General features: G+C 37.9%; 11 protein-coding genes. 10 read left to right on the forward strand and 1 reads right to left on the reverse strand.

What is annotated here, in order from left to right; all coding sequences use genetic code 11:
* Window positions 1-1,273: 1,273 nt before the first annotated feature.
* The 9 genes from thiC (at window position 1,274) to ACFIKO_RS01550 (ending at window position 12,976) form a co-directional block, all read left to right on the forward strand.
* Window positions 1,274-3,109, forward strand: a complete 1,836-nt coding sequence (thiC, locus tag ACFIKO_RS01510; protein ID WP_375673109.1) for a phosphomethylpyrimidine synthase ThiC — start codon at window positions 1,274-1,276, stop codon at window positions 3,107-3,109.
* Window positions 3,106-4,056: a glycine oxidase ThiO gene (gene thiO / locus ACFIKO_RS01515; RefSeq protein ID WP_375619383.1), complete on the forward strand. Its 951-nt coding sequence runs from the start codon at window positions 3,106-3,108 to the stop codon at window positions 4,054-4,056. Before thiC ends, thiO begins: the two co-directional genes overlap by 4 nt.
* Before the next feature lie 3 nt (window positions 4,057-4,059).
* Window positions 4,060-4,257, forward strand: coding sequence for a sulfur carrier protein ThiS (thiS, locus tag ACFIKO_RS01520; RefSeq protein ID WP_375619382.1), 198 nt, complete (start codon window positions 4,060-4,062; stop codon window positions 4,255-4,257).
* Window positions 4,258-4,261: 4 nt separating this feature from the next.
* Window positions 4,262-5,035, forward strand: coding sequence for a thiazole synthase (locus ACFIKO_RS01525; protein WP_375619381.1), 774 nt, complete (start codon window positions 4,262-4,264; stop codon window positions 5,033-5,035).
* A complete protein-coding gene (locus tag ACFIKO_RS01530) occupies window positions 5,032-5,637 on the forward strand; it encodes a thiamine phosphate synthase (protein WP_375673110.1) in 606 nt (201 codons plus the stop codon). Before ACFIKO_RS01525 ends, ACFIKO_RS01530 begins: the two co-directional genes overlap by 4 nt.
* The gene (locus ACFIKO_RS01535; protein WP_375673111.1) at window positions 5,628-6,386 is read left to right on the forward strand and encodes a hydroxymethylpyrimidine/phosphomethylpyrimidine kinase; all 759 of its coding nucleotides are present in this window, start codon (window positions 5,628-5,630) and stop codon (window positions 6,384-6,386) included. Before ACFIKO_RS01530 ends, ACFIKO_RS01535 begins: the two co-directional genes overlap by 10 nt.
* A gap of 452 nt (window positions 6,387-6,838) precedes the next feature.
* Window positions 6,839-7,669 (forward strand): uracil-DNA glycosylase family protein, encoded by an 831-nt coding sequence (locus ACFIKO_RS01540; protein WP_375673112.1) that lies wholly within the window; start codon window positions 6,839-6,841, stop codon window positions 7,667-7,669.
* 72 nt (window positions 7,670-7,741) lie between these two features.
* Entirely contained in the window at window positions 7,742-10,369 is a 2,628-nt protein-coding gene (gene pepN / locus ACFIKO_RS01545) for an aminopeptidase N (protein WP_375673113.1), read from the forward strand.
* Between the two features lie 285 nt (window positions 10,370-10,654).
* Window positions 10,655-12,976, forward strand: coding sequence for an ATP-binding protein (locus ACFIKO_RS01550; RefSeq protein WP_375673114.1), 2,322 nt, complete (start codon window positions 10,655-10,657; stop codon window positions 12,974-12,976).
* Here the strand turns inward: ACFIKO_RS01550 and ACFIKO_RS01555 are convergent.
* Window positions 12,973-13,497 (reverse strand): methylated-DNA--[protein]-cysteine S-methyltransferase, encoded by a 525-nt coding sequence (locus ACFIKO_RS01555; RefSeq protein WP_273788414.1) that lies wholly within the window; start codon window positions 13,495-13,497, stop codon window positions 12,973-12,975. The genes ACFIKO_RS01550 and ACFIKO_RS01555 overlap by 4 nt on opposite strands.
* Before the next feature lie 817 nt (window positions 13,498-14,314).
* On the opposite strand from ACFIKO_RS01555, the gene carB reads away from it, so the two are divergent.
* Complete coding sequence (gene carB / locus ACFIKO_RS01560) at window positions 14,315-17,800, forward strand: carbamoyl-phosphate synthase large subunit (protein ID WP_375673115.1); 3,486 nt, start codon at window positions 14,315-14,317, stop codon at window positions 17,798-17,800.
* Window positions 17,801-18,018 lie beyond the last annotated feature (218 nt).

Here is an 18,018-nt window from a genome sequence, read left to right on the forward strand (position 1 = left end):
CCTATTTTAGTGTTTAAAATTTTTTTAATGCAAATTTACTCAATTTTTCTCTTTTTGTATTATAATAATAAGAGTACTCCATTATAATTAGAAAGCTTTTTGTATATAATTAGTGATTTCTTATCTGTAATATTGTTGCACGATACCACATGACTCTTGAATAACTTTGCCATGAAAACAAAGAGCTTTATGTCTCAGAAAATGAATTTTTATCTCGTCTTAAGCTAAAACACAGCGTTTTGCACACATTTCTAGTGCAAATTAATTAATGAATTTACGTAATACTTTATGCTGAGATAGATCCTTTTGCTTTTCTCTCTCTTCCAACTATTTAAAATTGTTGATGAAATTTCAAGATGAAAAGCCTTTGTTCATTTTCATCATCATTTTTTTATTCAGCTTTACGATTTTCAAAACATTCAAGGCAATATTATTTTTAATAATAAAGATTAGGTATTGTTTCACGCTTTTGTTTATCGCATTCTTAATGGGAACATCCCATCATAAAAAATAGAATGCCCCGCACAAAATATAATGGTACCGCATATCACGCACTTTTTAAAGAAATATTGCTCAAAATATACTCCGTTCATTTTACGACAGCGCACGTCAATGATACAATATAGATCATCATCTTTAAGCTTTTGAAGATACAAGCTGGAACCCATCATACATTTTGTTGGTCCCCACATTGCAATAGTCCTCGCATCTGAGAATGTTCATGAATGACTTTTGGCTTTCTTTCTTCAAGTGTTTTGCCCCATATGCTCCCACTGATGACGTGCAAGGAAATGATTTTATATGAAAAGATGTATGATGAGAGAATCTTATGGTATTCTGAGTTATTATTTTAATATGAAAAAAATCTCGGTCAGAGCTATAAACTATCTAATTTTTCCTTGATAATCCGTTTTTAACTTTATTCTTGTTTATAAAAGCTTCAGTATCATAGTTTATCACTTCATAATATCTATTTTCACTCTTAAAAAACACACCAAAATCGTTTAAATATATTTTTATGATTGACAATATAGATATTTAAGCCAACCATATTCGTATTAACAAAAATACTTTAAGTGGGAGGAGACATGCAAATATTAGAATAGATATTGTATCAATTTTCAAAATAAGTTTTCTTGAGCTTTATTGGGTTTGCTTTACTATAAAGCAATACTATTCCTATTCATCCGAATGCTCGTAATTGATAATTTGAATACATCCCCATTAACATCGCAACCTATTTTTGAACCCTATGTCTATAAGGAAAAAGTTTGTGCAGAAAAATACTCCATCAATCAGTTGTAGCCCCTTTCCCGCTTCACGCAAAATTTATCAACAGAGCCTTCTCTTTTCTGATGTGCGCGTCCCATTGCGTGAAATTTCATTAACTGATGGCAGTAGTGAAAAATCTTTAAGCGTCTACGATACTTCTGGCCCTTACACAGATAAAGATATGATCATTGATATTACAAAAGGCTTGCCAGCAATTAGCTTGCCTTGGCTCTCTAAGCGGGATGATACTGAAACTTATCCTGCACGATCAGTAAAACCTGAAGATAATGGATTGGCTTCTGATAAAAACCTTACACCAGCCTTTAAACAAAAACGTCCCATTTTACGAGCAAAAAATGGCAAAGCAGTTACACAAATAGCTTATGCGCGCGCAGGCATTATTACCGAAGAAATGGAATATGTGGCTATACGAGAAAATGAAGGATTAGCAGTAAAAGAACAGCAGAATGTACCATCAAATGAAACATTTGCTGGATCAATACCAGAAATTTACACTGCAGAATTTGTTCGCAATGAAATTGCTTGCGGACGCGCCATTATTCCTCAAAACATCAATCATCCAGAATGCGAACCAATGATTATTGGGCGCAATTTTCGTGTTAAAATTAATGCCAATATTGGAAATTCTGCAGTTACTTCATCTATGGCAGAAGAAGTTGATAAAATGGTTTGGGCCATTCGCTGGGGAGCAGATACAGTGATGGATCTCTCAACAGGTCGGAATATTCATAATATTCGTGAGTGGATTATTCGAAATTCCCCAGTTCCCATAGGAACTGTCCCACTTTATCAAGCACTCGAAAAAGTACAGGGTATCGCTGAAAATTTAACATGGGATATTTTCCGTGATACGCTCATTGAACAAGCAGAGCAAGGTGTTGATTATTTTACTATTCATGCAGGATTAAGATTACCTTTTATCCCTCTAACTATTGATCGGATAACGGGTATTGTTTCAAGAGGCGGTTCTATTATGGCAAAATGGTGTCTGCATCATCACAAAGAAAGTTTTCTCTATGAACATTTTGATGAAATTTGTGATATTGCACGCACATATGATATTTCTCTTTCCTTGGGAGATGGATTGCGCCCTGGCTCTATTGCCGATGCTAATGATGAAGCCCAATTTGCTGAACTTAAAACTTTGGGAGAATTGACAAAAATTGCTTGGGAAAAAGATGTACAGGTTATGATTGAAGGACCTGGACATGTCCCAATGCATAAAATTAAAGAAAATATGGAAAAACAATTAGATCTCTGTCATGAAGCACCCTTTTATACTTTGGGACCTCTTACAACTGACATCGCACCGGGATATGACCATATTACATCGGCCATTGGTGCTGCTATGATTGGATGGTTTGGAACTGCCATGCTGTGTTATGTAACACCTAAAGAACACTTAGGATTGCCTGATAAAAACGACGTAAAAACTGGTGTGATCACTTATAAAATTGCTGCTCATGCTGCTGATCTTGCCAAAGGTTTGCCTAGAGCACAATTGCGCGATAATGCTCTTTCGCGTGCACGATTTGATTTTAGATGGTATGATCAATTCAACCTTTCTCTTGATCCGGAAACAGCCTGTGCCTTTCATGATGAGACAATGCCTAAAGAAGCCCATAAATTGGTACATTTTTGTTCCATGTGTGGACCAAAATTCTGTTCTATGCGTATTTCTCATGATATTCGTGAGGCAGCAGCAATAAGAAAAACAAAAGGGGAAGGTATGATCGCCATGGCCGAGAAATATCAAAAAAATGGTGAGCTTTATATGGAAATCGTTTCTCCTCAAAAAGAGAAAGCAAACAGTTGAAGAACATTCTTATCAAAGGTACAGGTGTAGGCGGCTTAACGGTTGCCTTTATGTTACAGCAAAAAGGTGTTTCTGTTACTATATCGGCTCCCCCTCATTCTCCTATAGGAAGTGCTAGTTGGTATGCAGGAGGAATGCTCGCACCTTACTGTGAGAGAGAAAATGCGGAACAGATTGTTGAAGATCTTGGTATACAAGCTATACAGTGGTGGCGTAAAACGCTCCCCAACCTTGTCATACAAAAAGGCACTTTAGTGGTTGCACCTACACGAGATAGAGGAGAGCTTGAACGATTTTCTGAGCGCACGCATAATCACAAAACCATAGATAATATAGAAATAGCTCATCTTGAACCAGATCTTGCGGAACGTTTTAACTGTGCGCTCTTTTATGAAAATGAAGCCCATATTGATCCTCGCAAAGCACTTATGGCTTTAAAAGAAAAGCTTCTCAACAATGGAGCGTGTTTTGTTGATGTAGAGACAGCTGAAACAAATTTTGATATTGTTATTGATGCGACAGGAATAGCGCGTTTAAGAAAAGATAAAAATATACGGGGCGTACGTGGCGAAATGCTTCTCGTGCGCTGCACCGATGTTAAAATTTCGCGTCCAATTCGTCTTCTTCATCCACGGTTTCCTCTCTACATTGTACCTCGACAAGATAATATTTTTATGATTGGTGCAACAATGATTGAAAGTGACTTTGATGGTGCAATCTCAGTGAGATCAATGATGGAACTGCTCAATGCGGCTTATACTTTACATCCTGCTTTTGCTGAAGCAGAAATTATTGAATCTGGCGTTGGTGTTCGTCCATGTTATCCTGATAACTTCCCTTCTGTGCATAAAGATGGTAATTGTATTTTTATTAATGGATTTTATAGACATGGTTTTCTTTTGTCTCCAGAAATGGCAAAACAAGCAATGAAATTGGCATTGGAATAAAGCATGAAAATATTTGTTAATGGTGAAACTGTCCAAACAGAAGTTATGACTCTCGGTCTCTTACTTGAAGAATTGGGATATGAAGGAAATTGGCTTGCAACCGCTGTTAACGCTGAAGTTGTTTCCATAGATGCACGAAGCCAATTTGTCTTGCATGAAGGGGATAAAATTGAAATTTTAAGCCCAATGCAAGGAGGCTAAAATTATGCTGAATCTTTATGGACGACAATTCTCTTCCCGTCTTCTATTAGGTACAGCGCAATATCCTTCACCTGCAATCCTTCGTGATGCTATTCATAAATCGAATACGGAAATTGTGACTGTTTCCTTGCGCCGTGAAACTGCAGGTGGAAAACAAGGTGGACAATTTTGGAAATTTCTTCAAGAACTTGGGGTAACAGTGCTTCCTAATACTGCTGGTTGTTATACTGTTAAAGAGGCCGTAACCACAGCGCATTTAGCAAGAGATCTCTTTAAAACAGCTTGGATTAAACTCGAAGTGATAGGAAACCCAGACACCTTACAGCCAAATATTTTTTCCTTAATCGAAGCAGCGCAAATTTTAAATGATGAAGGATTCCAAATTTTTGCTTATACAACGGATGATCTCATTGTTGCTGAAAAGCTCTTGGATGTTGGTTGTCGTGTCATTATGCCTTGGTGTGCTCCTATTGGATCTGCCAAAGGACCTCATAATACTGATGGATTGCGTTCTATCCGCGCTTACCTTCCTGATATTACTCTTGTTGTTGATGCCGGTATTGGACGTCCATCACATGCCACCATTGCTATGGAACTCGGTTATGATGCAGTACTGCTTAACACTGCAGTTGCTAAAGCAGGTAATCCTGTCTTAATGGCTGAAGCATTTTCTAAAGCTGTTCAAGCAGGACGTATGGGATATAAAGCTGGCATGATCGAAGCACGCAATGTAGCGGTCCCTTCAACACCAGTGATTGGAAAAGCAGTATTTTCATGAAACTGGATCCATTTTACCTCATCGTTGATAACGCTGATTGGGTTGAACGTTTGCTCCCTCTTGGCATCAAGCTCGTACAATTGCGTATGAAACATGAAAATCAACAAAGAATCCGTCAACATATCAAGCGCGCAAAAAACATATGCAATAAATTGGGAGCACAATTAATTATTAATGATCATTGGGAAATAGCAATTGATGAAAAGTGCAATTTTATTCATCTGGGACAAGAAGACCTAAGCAATGCTGATCTTCACGCAATTCGAAAAAGTGGTATAAAATTTGGTCTTAGTACACATGATGAACATGAATTGGATATCGCACTCTCTGTCAATCCTGAGTATATTGCACTTGGTCCTATTTATCCGACAATCTTAAAAAAAATGAAATGGATGCCGCAAGGACTAGAAAAAATCAAACAATGGAGAAAACGGATTGGTGCTTTACCTTTGGTGGGTATTGGTGGTTTAACACCAGAACGCGCAGTTGGTGTTTTAAAAGCAGGAGCAAATAGTGCTGCTGTTGTGACTGATATTATCCTCCATAAAAAACCTGAAGAGCGTGTCCAGCAGTGGATAAAAGTGACACAAACATGGCGTTAATACCTTCCATTCTTATTGTTGCAGGCACGGATCCAACAGGAGGTGCCGGTATTATTCGTGATATAGAAACCGCCACACATTTTCAAATAAAAGCAAATTTAGCAATCACTTGTGTTAACGTACAAGATGATAATCGCGTTGTCGAAATCACTCCAATGCGTGGAGGCCTCGTCGCTGCGCAAATGCGTGCTGCCCTAGAAGCAAATCCAATAAGCGCAATAAAAATCGGTATGACGGGGACAAAAGCAATTATAATAGCAATCTGTAACGTACTCAAAGACTATCCCCATATTCCAGTTATTCTGGACCCCGTACTTGTCGCTTCATCAGGAGGAAAACTAACAACAGAAACAATCATCTACACGATGATCGATAAACTGCTTCCTCATGTTACTCTTTTAACACCAAATAGAGAAGAACTAGCTCTTCTTAGCCAAAGTCCATTGGCATCTCATGATAAGCAAGCAATACAACAAGCAAAAAAACTTTTGTCATTGGGAGCTCGATCTATTTTAGTAAAAGGGGGACATGCAGAGGGTCCTCTTGCAATTGATAGCTTCATTGACAAAACTGAAGTCATAAATATTTCTACGCCACGTTTAAAAGGAACAATGCGAGGAACAGGTTGCATTCTCTCAAGCGCTATTGCAGCGCATTTAGCATTAAATGAATCTATGACTGAAGCGGTAAAAAAAGCAAAAGCATATATCCACACATTGCTTTTAACCCATTGTAAAAACAGTTTGTAAAGTCTAGTATTTTCACATATAAAAGTAATATTTATATATCTCATTCATATATTTAATATTTTTAATAAAAATTATTAAAAAAAGATAAAAATATAATAATAAAAAATTTATACTTAATTTTATAAATAAAATACTATAAAAGTCACTTTCATTAATTATTAAATATAAAATATAATGATCAAAAATGTTATCATACCACTTGCATTCAGTAGAGAATTCTTTTATTATAAAGGGCTTAGTCTGTTTAAAAATTTAAAATAGCGTAATTTAAACAAATTGTACATTTAAAGATGTATATAATCGCGAACACTCGCATTTTACGATTTGCCTTTTTTGTGAAAAGAGAGAATCCTATCAGCGTTCTTGTACATTAATGGCTAGCGAATACATTTATAAAACTTGAAGGATAATTTTGTTTGATCTATAGTTGTTAGATCATTAGAAAAAATAAAATGTTAAATCAAACGCCGTGCTCAATTTCCTATGAAGAACTCTTAAACTTTTATAAAGAAAGTGGTGCGGATGCTGTTCTGACAGATTTCCCTATTAATCGTTTTAAGCAGTCTGCTTGTTCAGAGAGCAAATTAATATCTGTCGTGAACATTTCTCATAATCAACAAACATCTCCCACCGTAAAATCAGATCATCGTCCGCTGCATAACTCTAGCGGGGCTATACAAAATGAACCCACAGCTATAGAGAGTGCAAACAATGCAAAAACACTTGATGAATTAAAATCTGCGCTCCTTGCATTTAATGGCTGTTCACTAAAATTGACAGCAAAAAATACCTGCTTTTCAGATGGAACAGCTGGAAGCCCCCTGATGCTTATAGGCGAAGCACCAGGACGAGAAGAGGATATACAAGGAATTCCTTTTGTGGGAAAAGCAGGGATGTTGCTTAATAAAATCCTCGCATCAATTGGCTTAACAAGAAATAATGTTTACATTGCCAACACTATTCCTTGGCGTCCACCAGGAAATCGTACACCAACACCAAGAGAAGTTGCCTTGTGCCGTCCTTTTATTGAACGGCACATTTATTTAGCGCGTCCTCGTATACTTATAGCACTGGGAGGCATTGCTGCACAGCTTCTTACGGGATCTCAAAATGGGATTATCCGAACACGAGGGAAATGGCATATTTATGAAAGTGAGGATAATATTAAAATACCTGTTATGCCAACTTTCCACCCTGCCTACCTTCTCCGAACCCCTAGTCAAAAAAAACTTACATGGATAGACTTCTTAGAAGTAAAAAATCGCCTCGATAGCCTTTTGTAATTCTGTAATCTTCTTTGACTCTAAAATTAAACACCTTCTTCTTTAACTCTTAAAATACGAATGGGAAAAACTATGGAACAGCCAACAACATCTATTTATCGTTTGGAAGACTATCAGCCAACCCCTTACGCTATCCCTAAAACACAACTTTCCTTCCAATTGGCACCAACAAAAACCTATGTTACAGCCATATTGTCTATTGAATCCCGTCACAATACAAAAAAATTAACACCTCTTGTTCTTTCTGGTGATGATCTTACTTTAATTTCCGTTTCTATTAATGATGAGATGTTAGCCCCAAACACTTATAAAGTGACGCCTTCACGTTTAGAAATTACAAACCCACCAGCGGCTCCTTTTACATTGAAATTGGTTACGGAACTGAATCCTGAAAGCAACCGCCAACTTATGGGACTTTATCTTTCAAATGGTGTTTATTGCACACAATGCGAATCGGAAGGTTTTCGTCGTATTACTTATTTTTACGACCGCCCAGATGTTCTTTCTACCTATAGAGTGAAAATTGAAGCAGATTCCCAAACAATCCCAATCTTGCTTTCAAATGGTAATCTGGTGGAAACAGGAACTTTAGAGAATAATCGCCATTTTGCCATTTGGGAAGATCCTTATCCCAAACCATCTTATCTCTTTGCTTTAGTAGGTGGAGATCTTGATAAGTTAGAAGACCATTTTACAACTGTATCTGGACGACGTATCGAGCTTGGTATCTATGTGGAAAAAGGAAAAACAAAACGCGCAACCTATGCAATGGATGCTCTTAAACGTTCCATGCGTTGGGATGAACAATGTTTTGGGCGCGAATATGATCTTGATGTTTTTAATATTGTTGCTGTCTCCGATTTTAACATGGGAGCAATGGAAAACAAGGGACTTAACATTTTTAATGATAAATATGTTCTCGCAGATCCTGAAACAGCAACCGATCAGGATTATAGAAATGTTGAACGTGTCATTGCACATGAATATTTCCATAATTGGAGTGGTAATCGTATTACCTGTCGCGATTGGTTTCAACTATGTTTAAAAGAAGGATTCACTGTTTATCGTGATCAGGAATTTTCATCAGATCAAAATGTACGCAGCCTACAGCGAATTGAAAATATAAAAACATTAAAAGCTACTCAATTTGCCGAAGACGCTGGTCCCCTCGCTCATCCTGTACGTCCTCGTCAATATAGCCAAATTAACAATTTTTACACCACAACTGTTTATGAAAAAGGTGCTGAGGTTGTTCGCATGATACGGACTATTTTAGGACCCTCTCTATTTCGTAAAGGTACTGATCTTTATTTTCAACGTCATGATGGACAAGCTTGTACAATTGAAGATTTTATCGCCTGTTTTGCTGAAGTATCTGGTCAAGACTTTTCCCAATTCATGTTGTGGTATGAACAAGCTGGAACACCAAATGTAGAAATCGATAGTCATTATAGCGATGGTGTTTTAACAATTCATGCAAAGCAACATATTCCCGAAACCCCACAACAAAATACCAAAAAGCCCATGCTTATCCCTATATTATTTGGCTTGTTAGGACCTAATGGAGAAAACCTCACCTATGAAGCGGATACGGATATTCAATCAAACGTTATGCTTTTATCCAAGGAAAACCAAACGTTTACATTAAAGGGTCTGCGTGAAAAACCTGTTTTATCACTCCTTAGAGACTTCTCTGCACCAATCAATCTACACACTCCATTCAATGAAAGCGAATTTATTTTTCTTGCACAACATGATGACAATCACATCAATCGCTGGCAATCTCTTAATCATTTAATGACGCAAGCTTTGATTCAAAACATTCAAGATGAAACAAAAGCAAAAGAGGGTATGCCCTCTGCTTTGATAAAATTGATTGAAGCTATCATTACAGATGAAAGTCTTGAACCTGAGTTTCGTGCATTTTGTTTAAGTTTACCGAGCGAAGTTGAACTTGCCCATACACTTGGTAAAAATGTTGATCCAGAGCGTATTCATCATGTGCACAATCAGTTTTTAGCTTCGCTCGCGCATACACATCAAGGACTCTTCACAAAATTTTATGGGCAAATGCAAACCAAAGAGCCCTATTCATCAAACACTGTACAAGCTGGAAAGCGAGCATTAAAGAATATAATACTGGATTATCTTTCCATTACTGAGGCCAATCCAAATCGTGCTGCCACACAATATGCAACAGCTGATAATATGACTGACCGTATGGCTAGTATCGCTGTTCTCGTGAAGCGTTTTAATGAAAGTGAGCAGGCGCAAAATGCCTTAAATGATTTTGAAAACCGCTATCGCCATGATCCTTTGGTCATGGATAAATGGTTTTCCATTCAAGCAATGGTTGCAGGGGCATCAACGCTCGAGAATGTTCAAAAGCTCATGCAACACCCGCTCTTTTCAAAAGATAATCCCAATCGTGTGCGTTCCCTAATCGGTGCCTTTGCCTCTAACAATCTCACGGGCTTTAACAGGATGGATGGAGCATCTTATCAATTTCTTTGCCAAATTATTTTGGAAATTGACAAAAAAAATCCACAGCTCGCTTCATGGTTATTAACAACGATGCGCTCTTGGCGACAATTAGAACCCATTCGACAACAAAAACTTGAAACTGAATTAAAAATGATTGCTGCTGCGCCAAAGTTATCAAGCGATGTCGCTGATATCATCAACCGTCTGCTCACTTGAAACGAAAATTTATTTTAAATCAATATTCTATAATATTTTTTAAATAAATTCTACAGACTATTCAATCATCATTAAATCTATAAACAGGCAATCTAAGCCTGTTTATAGATCATGTTTAAAGTGGCTTTTCCTTTTCATATTCCAAGTTCATAGAAGTAAAATTATTTTTTTAAAAAAAAAGACTGGACAGAAGACTCCTGTTTTGATTCATTGCATTCGATGGGGTTACTATGAATATCGAAGCAGTTTTTAAATCACATTATTCCATAATTAAAGGAACTGGAAATGGCTAAATTGGACGCATATCATGCGCCAACGGAGGTGTATGCTGATTCAAAATCGAGCGCTCCAAGTCATAAAGCGCAGAAAAAACGTATTCATCTGCTTTCTGGCTCCGCCTATCAAAAGCTTCTCTTTATTGAACCTTGGTTGCGTCGCTCACTTCCGTTTGTTATTTTAGCATTTCTTATTGTACTTGCATCAATTCGTTTTATATCACTCTATGATTGGCGTAACACGATTGATAAGAACACGCGTTCTACCATCACTCTCTTAGCTTCTCATATTACCAATACAATTAATCATGACTTACTGGCTGTTTCTCAGAAAGGAAAAGTCTCTGCCCTTTCTCATAGTCATTTGCAAAATATCCTCACCACTTTTCGTAATCAAGATCTTATTAATCCTAGCACTCTGATCGCCATTATTGATCAAAAAGGAAATGTCTTAGCTTCATCCAGTTCAGAGATTTCTTTAGGAAAACCTTTGCAAGATTTTATCTCTGACAGCATTGCTTTACAATCTCTTGGACAGCACGTTGGAATTATGAAAATCACAATAGGAAAAGATGCCCCTGCTCTTGCTTCATTTCAGCAAACAGAAAATGGGCAATATGGCGTATTCATTAGCGAAAAAATGCAAGATAGCGCCATGGAATGGCGGAAAATTCTCTCGTTAAATATAACCCTATTCATTGGAACTAGTGGCGTTATCCTCGCTCTTCTTTATGCTTATTACAACCAAATTGTACGAGCACGCAAAACGGATCTTGTCTCAGAAAAAATTCAAAACCGTATTGATATGGCAATGATGCGTGGACGCTGTGGACTATGGGATTGGAATATGGCAAGTGGACGCGTCTACTGGTCACGAGCAATGTATGAAATGCTGGGCTATGTCCCTCAAGATGCATTGCTCTCAATTTCCCAAATTAGCGCCATTATCAATCCAAATGATGCGAACTTTTTTGATCTTGCTCAGGAATTAATGAGCGGTAAAAAAAAGCATATCGATATTAACGTTCCCATGCGTCATGCCGATGGCCATTATGTCTGGATGCGCATTCGTGCTGAAGTTACTGAAGAAGAAGAACCCCATTTGGTTGGTATTTCCTTCGATATTAGTGAACAGCAACAATTGGCTGAACAAACAGCGCAAGCCGACCTTCGTATCCGTGATGCGATTGAAAACATTTCAGAATCTTTCGTCTTGTGGGATTCAGAAGGACGTTTAGTCATGTCCAACAGCAAATTTTGCGAATATGCTGCTATTCCTAAACAAATTCTACAATCCGGTATCCAACGTGCAACCGTCGAAGCCATGGCACGCCCTGCACTCAGTGAATATCCCCTTAAAGATGATGGTACTGGTAACTTAACCAGTATTCGCCAAACGGCAGATGGTTGTTGGCTCAAAATTAACGAACGGCGAACCCAAGACGGAGGATTGGTTTGTATTGGTACTGACATTTCTGAGCTTAAACAACAACAGGAAAAATTTGAAGACAGTGAAAGGCGTCTTTTTTCTTTTATTCAAGAACTCAAACGTGCTCGAGGAAGTGCTCAACAACGTGCCTCAGAAGTTGAAAAACTTAATAAAAGTCTCAAGGCAGAAAAAGAGCGTGCTGAAAGTGCTAACAAAGCTAAATCAGAGTTTTTGGCTAATATGTCCCATGAATTGCGCACTCCACTTAACGCTATTCTAGGCTTTTCAGATATCATGTTGCAATCGACTTTTGGACCTCTTGGCTCACAACGCTATAAGGAATATATGCATGATATTTACAATTCGGGAACCCATCTTCTAACCCTTATCAATGACATCCTTGATATGTCAAAAATTGAAGCTGGAAGATTTTCGCTTGATTGTAAAAATACCGATCTTGAGCCCATCATTAGTGAAGCAGTACGGACACTAACGCCTCAAGCTCAAGAAAAAAATATTATTGTTACAACAAATATTACGCCAGAACTTCATGCTGAAGTTGATGGTCGTGCAATGAAACAGATTTTCCTTAATCTCATCTCTAATGCCGTTAAATTTACGCCTTCTGGCGGAAATATTGATGTCTGTGCTTTCAAGAAAAAAAACAACCTTATTTTTAAAATTACAGATACAGGTGTTGGTATTCCCCAATCAGCAATTAAAAAACTTGGGCAACCTTTTGAACAAGTTGAAAATCAACTTACTAAATCTCACACGGGCTCAGGTCTTGGCTTAGCCATTTCACGCTCCTTGCTAGAACTCCACAAAGGAAAACTTGAAATTACCTCAAAAGAAATGAAAGGAACAACTGTAACGATTATAATGCCCATCACACAAAATTAAATTCCTCCATTTTGTTCTCGTTGTAGCAAAATCTGTTTCCGTTTGGATCCCCAACGATACCCTGAAATAAAACCATTTTTACGCACAACACGATGACAAGGAATGATAACAGCCAATTCGTTACGTGCACACGCATTAGCAACGGCACGAAAAGCGTTCGGTATACCAATACGGCATGCTAAGACTTCATATGAAATTGTTTCACCACATGGTATATCACATAATACTGCCCATACTTGTCGTTGAAAAACTGTACCATTTATATCTAAGGGAAAATTATATTTTTTGACCAACTTAGGTGTTTCTATCATGGCTATAATATGAGCAACTTCTCTCTTAAATGTATTGTCACCTACAACTTGTTGTGCATTGCCAAATCGTATCGTAAACTCCTGTAATAATTGCTCTATAGTGTCTCCTAACGCTATATAACAAATCCCTTTTTGAGACCTAGCCACCAAAAGCTTTCCTATTGATACATCTTTCAGACAGAATATTCTCGTTTGGGAAATGTTCAGCATTTTAGCCTTCTTTATATTTTTAAATATTTTTGAACATCATCTATAAAGTAAAGAGAGAGTATTCACTATCTTTTAACAGCAAACAAAATCATTCTGAAATTATCTCCTTAGCCATTGTATTAAAATACACTCTCACCCTTTTATGAAATGGAAACATACATCTATTGATTTTCTTCCTACCCTAAAACGGAAAGTTCGACCAGAACCGATCTATCAACAATCTTGCTTTTTATCTAACAGATTCCAACTAAGACCATTTCATATGGTTTATTTCATAAGCTCTCTAAAAACAAATCCCGCCCTGAATTCTATCATAGACTCTAACAAAAAACACCTTAATGTAGTAAATTTTCATACCTTATATCACAGCTCTAAACGGTAGTACTTTACGGAACAACAAGATAAACTTCCCATTTCATTTTACGAAATCCCATCGAACCATAAATAATGGCTTATGTTTTACAAGCAACAGAAAAAGTGCGCACCCTCTTTAGGAAAACAACGTCATAAAAACACAAAATATGCCTGCAATGGACTGGAAAGATGTTCCGGCTTTTTATTCTCCACAGTATGCTTAAATATTCTAATTTGTTGGAGCACTATTATTATTTTTTATCAAAGATCATACTTTTGATATACTGACGAGATGACTCAGCTCAAAAAAGAAATTTATCTTCAATTTTATGAAAAAAAGCATGGAAAAGGTATTTTAGTGCTTACTTTCTTTATCACTTAACTTATAAAATGACTGTAGCCTCAGAACTGAAATATTTTACCCGCAACGATTGCGCACAGATATTTGTCATAGGAAAAAGCCATGCCCAAACGCACAGATATAAAATCTATTCTTATCATCGGAGCAGGACCTATTATCATTGGTCAGGCATGTGAATTTGATTATTCAGGCACACAAGCCTGTAAAGCATTAAAAGAAGAAGGTTATCGAATTATTTTGGTAAATTCTAATCCTGCCACGATTATGACAGATCCAGATCTAGCTGATGCAACGTATATAGAGCCCATTACTCCTGAAATAGTTGCCAAAATTATTGCCCACGAACGTCCCGATGCCCTTTTGCCCACTATGGGAGGACAAACAGCCCTCAACACTGCTTTATCATTAAAGCGTATGGGTATTTTAGACCGCTATCATGTTGAAATGATAGGGGCCAATGCTGATGCTATTGATAAAGCTGAAGATCGTGCTTTATTCCGCCAAGCGATGGCAAAAATCGGTTTGGAAACGCCACGCTCTATGTTAGCCAATGCAACAGAATTAAAAGAAGAAAATCGCCGACAGCACGCAAAAACGCGTGCTGAACTTAAAGCAAAACTTTCTGGTGCTGCACTTGATAAAGCACTCGAAGAACTTGAGCGAAACTGGCGACATACCGAAATTGATCGCAAACAACATTATATCGCCCATGCAACAGCAAAAGCAGTTCAAGCTCTTGATGTTGTTGGACTTCCAGCTATTATTCGTCCTTCATTTACCCTTGGTGGAACCGGTGGTGGAATCGCTTACAATCGTTCTGAATTTTATGAAATTATCGAACGCGGTCTTGAAGCTTCGCCTACAACAGAAGTTTTAATTGAAGAAAGTGTTTTAGGGTGGAAAGAATATGAGATGGAAGTTGTTCGTGATAAGAACGACAACTGTATCATTGTTTGTTCTATTGAAAACATTGATCCAATGGGGATTCATACCGGTGATTCGATCACTGTAGCACCTGCTCTCACCTTAACAGATAAAGAATATCAATGTATGCGTAATGCTTCGATTGCTGTTTTGCGTGAAATTGGTGTTGAAACGGGGGGATCCAATGTACAGTTTGCTGTCAATCCTGAAAATGGGCGCCTCATTGTTATTGAAATGAATCCGCGTGTTTCTCGCTCTTCAGCGCTTGCCTCAAAAGCAACGGGGTTTCCCATTGCCAAAGTAGCGGCTAAACTGGCTGTTGGTTATACTCTTGATGAATTAAAAAATGATATCACGGGTGGTGCAACACCAGCATCATTTGAACCTTCTATTGACTATATTGTGACAAAAATTCCTCGTTTTGCTTTCGAAAAATTTCCCGGTTCATCGCCTGTCCTTACAACTGCAATGAAATCTGTAGGAGAAGTCATGGCCATTGGACGCACTTTTCAAGAATCGTTACAAAAAGCACTCCGTGGACTTGAAACAGGACTTACGGGTCTTGATGAAATTGTTATTCCAGAGCATGCTGAAGGTGATGAAAAAAGTTCTATACGCTCCGCCATTGCAATACCAAGCCCTGATCGTCTACGCTATATTGCTCAAGCCATGCGTACAGGCTTACCCATAGATGAGATTCACCAAATTAGTAAAATTGATCCGTGGTTTTTAGAACAAATAGCCTCCATCATTGAAATGGAGCAGCGTATCCGCGTTCATGGATTACCCCAAGACGCAGATAACTTACGTATGTTAAAAGCTATGGGATTTTCAGATGCGCGATTAGCCTCCCTTACTGGAAAAGAACCCGATGATATCGCAGCTTTACGCAAATCACTGAATGTTAAACACGTCTTCAAACGAATTGACACTTGTGCCGCTGAATTTTCTTCTCCTACAGCCTATATGTATTCAACATATGAAGTTCCCTTTGCAGATGTAGAGCACTCGGAAGCACACATTTCTGAACGCAAAAAAATTGCTATTTTAGGCGGTGGACCAAACCGCATTGGGCAAGGTATTGAATTTGATTACTGTTGCTGCCACGCTGCTTTTGCACTGCGTGATGCAGGCTTTGAAGCGATTATGATTAACTGTAATCCTGAAACAGTTTCAACCGACTATGATACCTCTGATCGCCTTTACTTTGAATCTTTAACAACAGAAGATGTTATCGCTATTTTAGAAGCAGAACAGGAAAAAGGAGATTTGGTTGGAGTCATCGTCCAATTTGGCGGACAAACACCCTTGAAATTGGCAAGCGCTCTAGAAAAACACAACATTCCCATCTTGGGTACTTCACCTGACGCTATCGACTTAGCTGAAGATAGAGATCGCTTTCAAAAACTGTTATTTAAACTTAACTTAACACAACCTCAAAATGGTATTGCTCACTCCATCGAACAAGCACGCCTCATTGCCCACGAACTAGGCTTCCCATTGGTTGTACGTCCCTCTTATGTTTTAGGAGGACGTGCTATGCAAATTATCCGTGATGAACGTAGCTTACAAAATTATTTACTGGAGAGTGTCCCTGAATTAATTTCAGAAGATATCAAAGTCCGTTATCCTAACGACACAACAGGACAAATCAATATATTGCTTGGTAAAAATCCGCTTCTCTTTGATACCTATTTAACAGAAGCAATTGAAATAGACGTTGATTGTCTATGTGATGGCAAAGAAACACTGATTGTTGGTATTATGGAACACATTGAAGAAGCTGGTATCCACTCTGGTGATTCAGCATGTTCTTTACCAGTCCGTACGCTCTCAAATAAAATAGTTACTGAATTAGAGCGCCAAACCAAAGCATTAGCACAAGCACTTCATGTTCGCGGCTTAATGAATGTACAATATGCTATAAAAGATGACACCATTTATGTCTTAGAAGTCAATCCCCGTGCTTCACGTACTGTCCCATTTGTTGCAAAAACGATTGGTCGCCCTATTGCTAAAATGGCTGCACGTATTATGGCAGGAGAAACACTTCATGATGCTCTTCAAGCTTATGGTGGATTACCTTCTTTGCAGGAAAAACAACATATTGCCGTCAAGGAAGCAGTGTTTCCTTTTGCTCGTTTTTCAGGTGTTGATACACTTCTTGGTCCAGAAATGCGCTCAACCGGTGAAGTTATGGGACTGGACTATGAATTTTCGCTTGCTTTTGCTAAAGCCCAACTTGGAGCTGGTGTAAAACTCCCTAAAGAGGGAACTTTGTTCGTTTCTGTAAGAGATGAAGATAAAAAACGCATCTTAAATCCTGTAAAACGTTTAACTGAGCTTGGCTTTTCTGTTGTCGCCACAAGTGGAACACATAAATTTCTTACCGAACACCACGTTGAAGCAACAAAAATCAACAAAGTCCTAGAGGGACACCCCCATATTGAAGATGCTATTCGTAATCGCCAAATTCAATTGATTTTTAATACAACTAGCACTGCCAGTGCCATCTCAGACTCAAAATCATTACGTTATGCAGCACTCATGCAAAATGTTCCCTATTATACAACAATAGCTGGAGCCGAAGCCGTCGTAGAAGCGATCAAAGCACTCAAAAAAAGGCGCCTTGAAGTACGTTCCCTACAAAGTTATTTCAGTTGATTTTTTTCTACTCAGCAAAGTATACACTGTTTTCTTATTTTTTCTTTATATAAAAATTGATTAAGGCTTGCTTTTTGTTCTAAAGACTTTTATAGAAGTTTCATCGAATTTTCGGTTACGTGACTTTCTTTCCTGTGCAATCTGCACTTTTGACGAAACTTCTCCCACCTAATTTCGATCTACAACCGTATTGAAGGAATGAAAGCTTCAATACTCAA

This window comes from Bartonella sp. TS82HLJMH (assembly GCF_042193495.1).
In the GTDB taxonomy this organism is placed as follows: Bacteria; Pseudomonadota; Alphaproteobacteria; order Rhizobiales; family Rhizobiaceae; genus Bartonella; species Bartonella grahamii.

Coding starts and splice junctions, on each gene's coding strand:
- thiS (WP_375619382.1), top strand. CDS start 4,060: ATGAAAATATTTGTTAATGGTGAAACTGTCCAAACAGAAGTTATGACT.
- ACFIKO_RS01525 (WP_375619381.1), top strand. CDS start 4,262: ATGCTGAATCTTTATGGACGACAATTCTCTTCCCGTCTTCTATTAGGT.
- ACFIKO_RS01530 (WP_375673110.1), top strand. CDS start 5,032: ATGAAACTGGATCCATTTTACCTCATCGTTGATAACGCTGATTGGGTT.
- ACFIKO_RS01535 (WP_375673111.1), top strand. CDS start 5,628: ATGGCGTTAATACCTTCCATTCTTATTGTTGCAGGCACGGATCCAACA.
- ACFIKO_RS01540 (WP_375673112.1), top strand. CDS start 6,839: ATGTTAAATCAAACGCCGTGCTCAATTTCCTATGAAGAACTCTTAAAC.
- pepN (WP_375673113.1), top strand. CDS start 7,742: ATGGAACAGCCAACAACATCTATTTATCGTTTGGAAGACTATCAGCCA.
- ACFIKO_RS01550 (WP_375673114.1), top strand. CDS start 10,655: ATGGCTAAATTGGACGCATATCATGCGCCAACGGAGGTGTATGCTGAT.
- ACFIKO_RS01555 (WP_273788414.1), bottom strand. CDS start 13,497: ATGCTGAACATTTCCCAAACGAGAATATTCTGTCTGAAAGATGTATCA.
- carB (WP_375673115.1), top strand. CDS start 14,315: ATGCCCAAACGCACAGATATAAAATCTATTCTTATCATCGGAGCAGGA.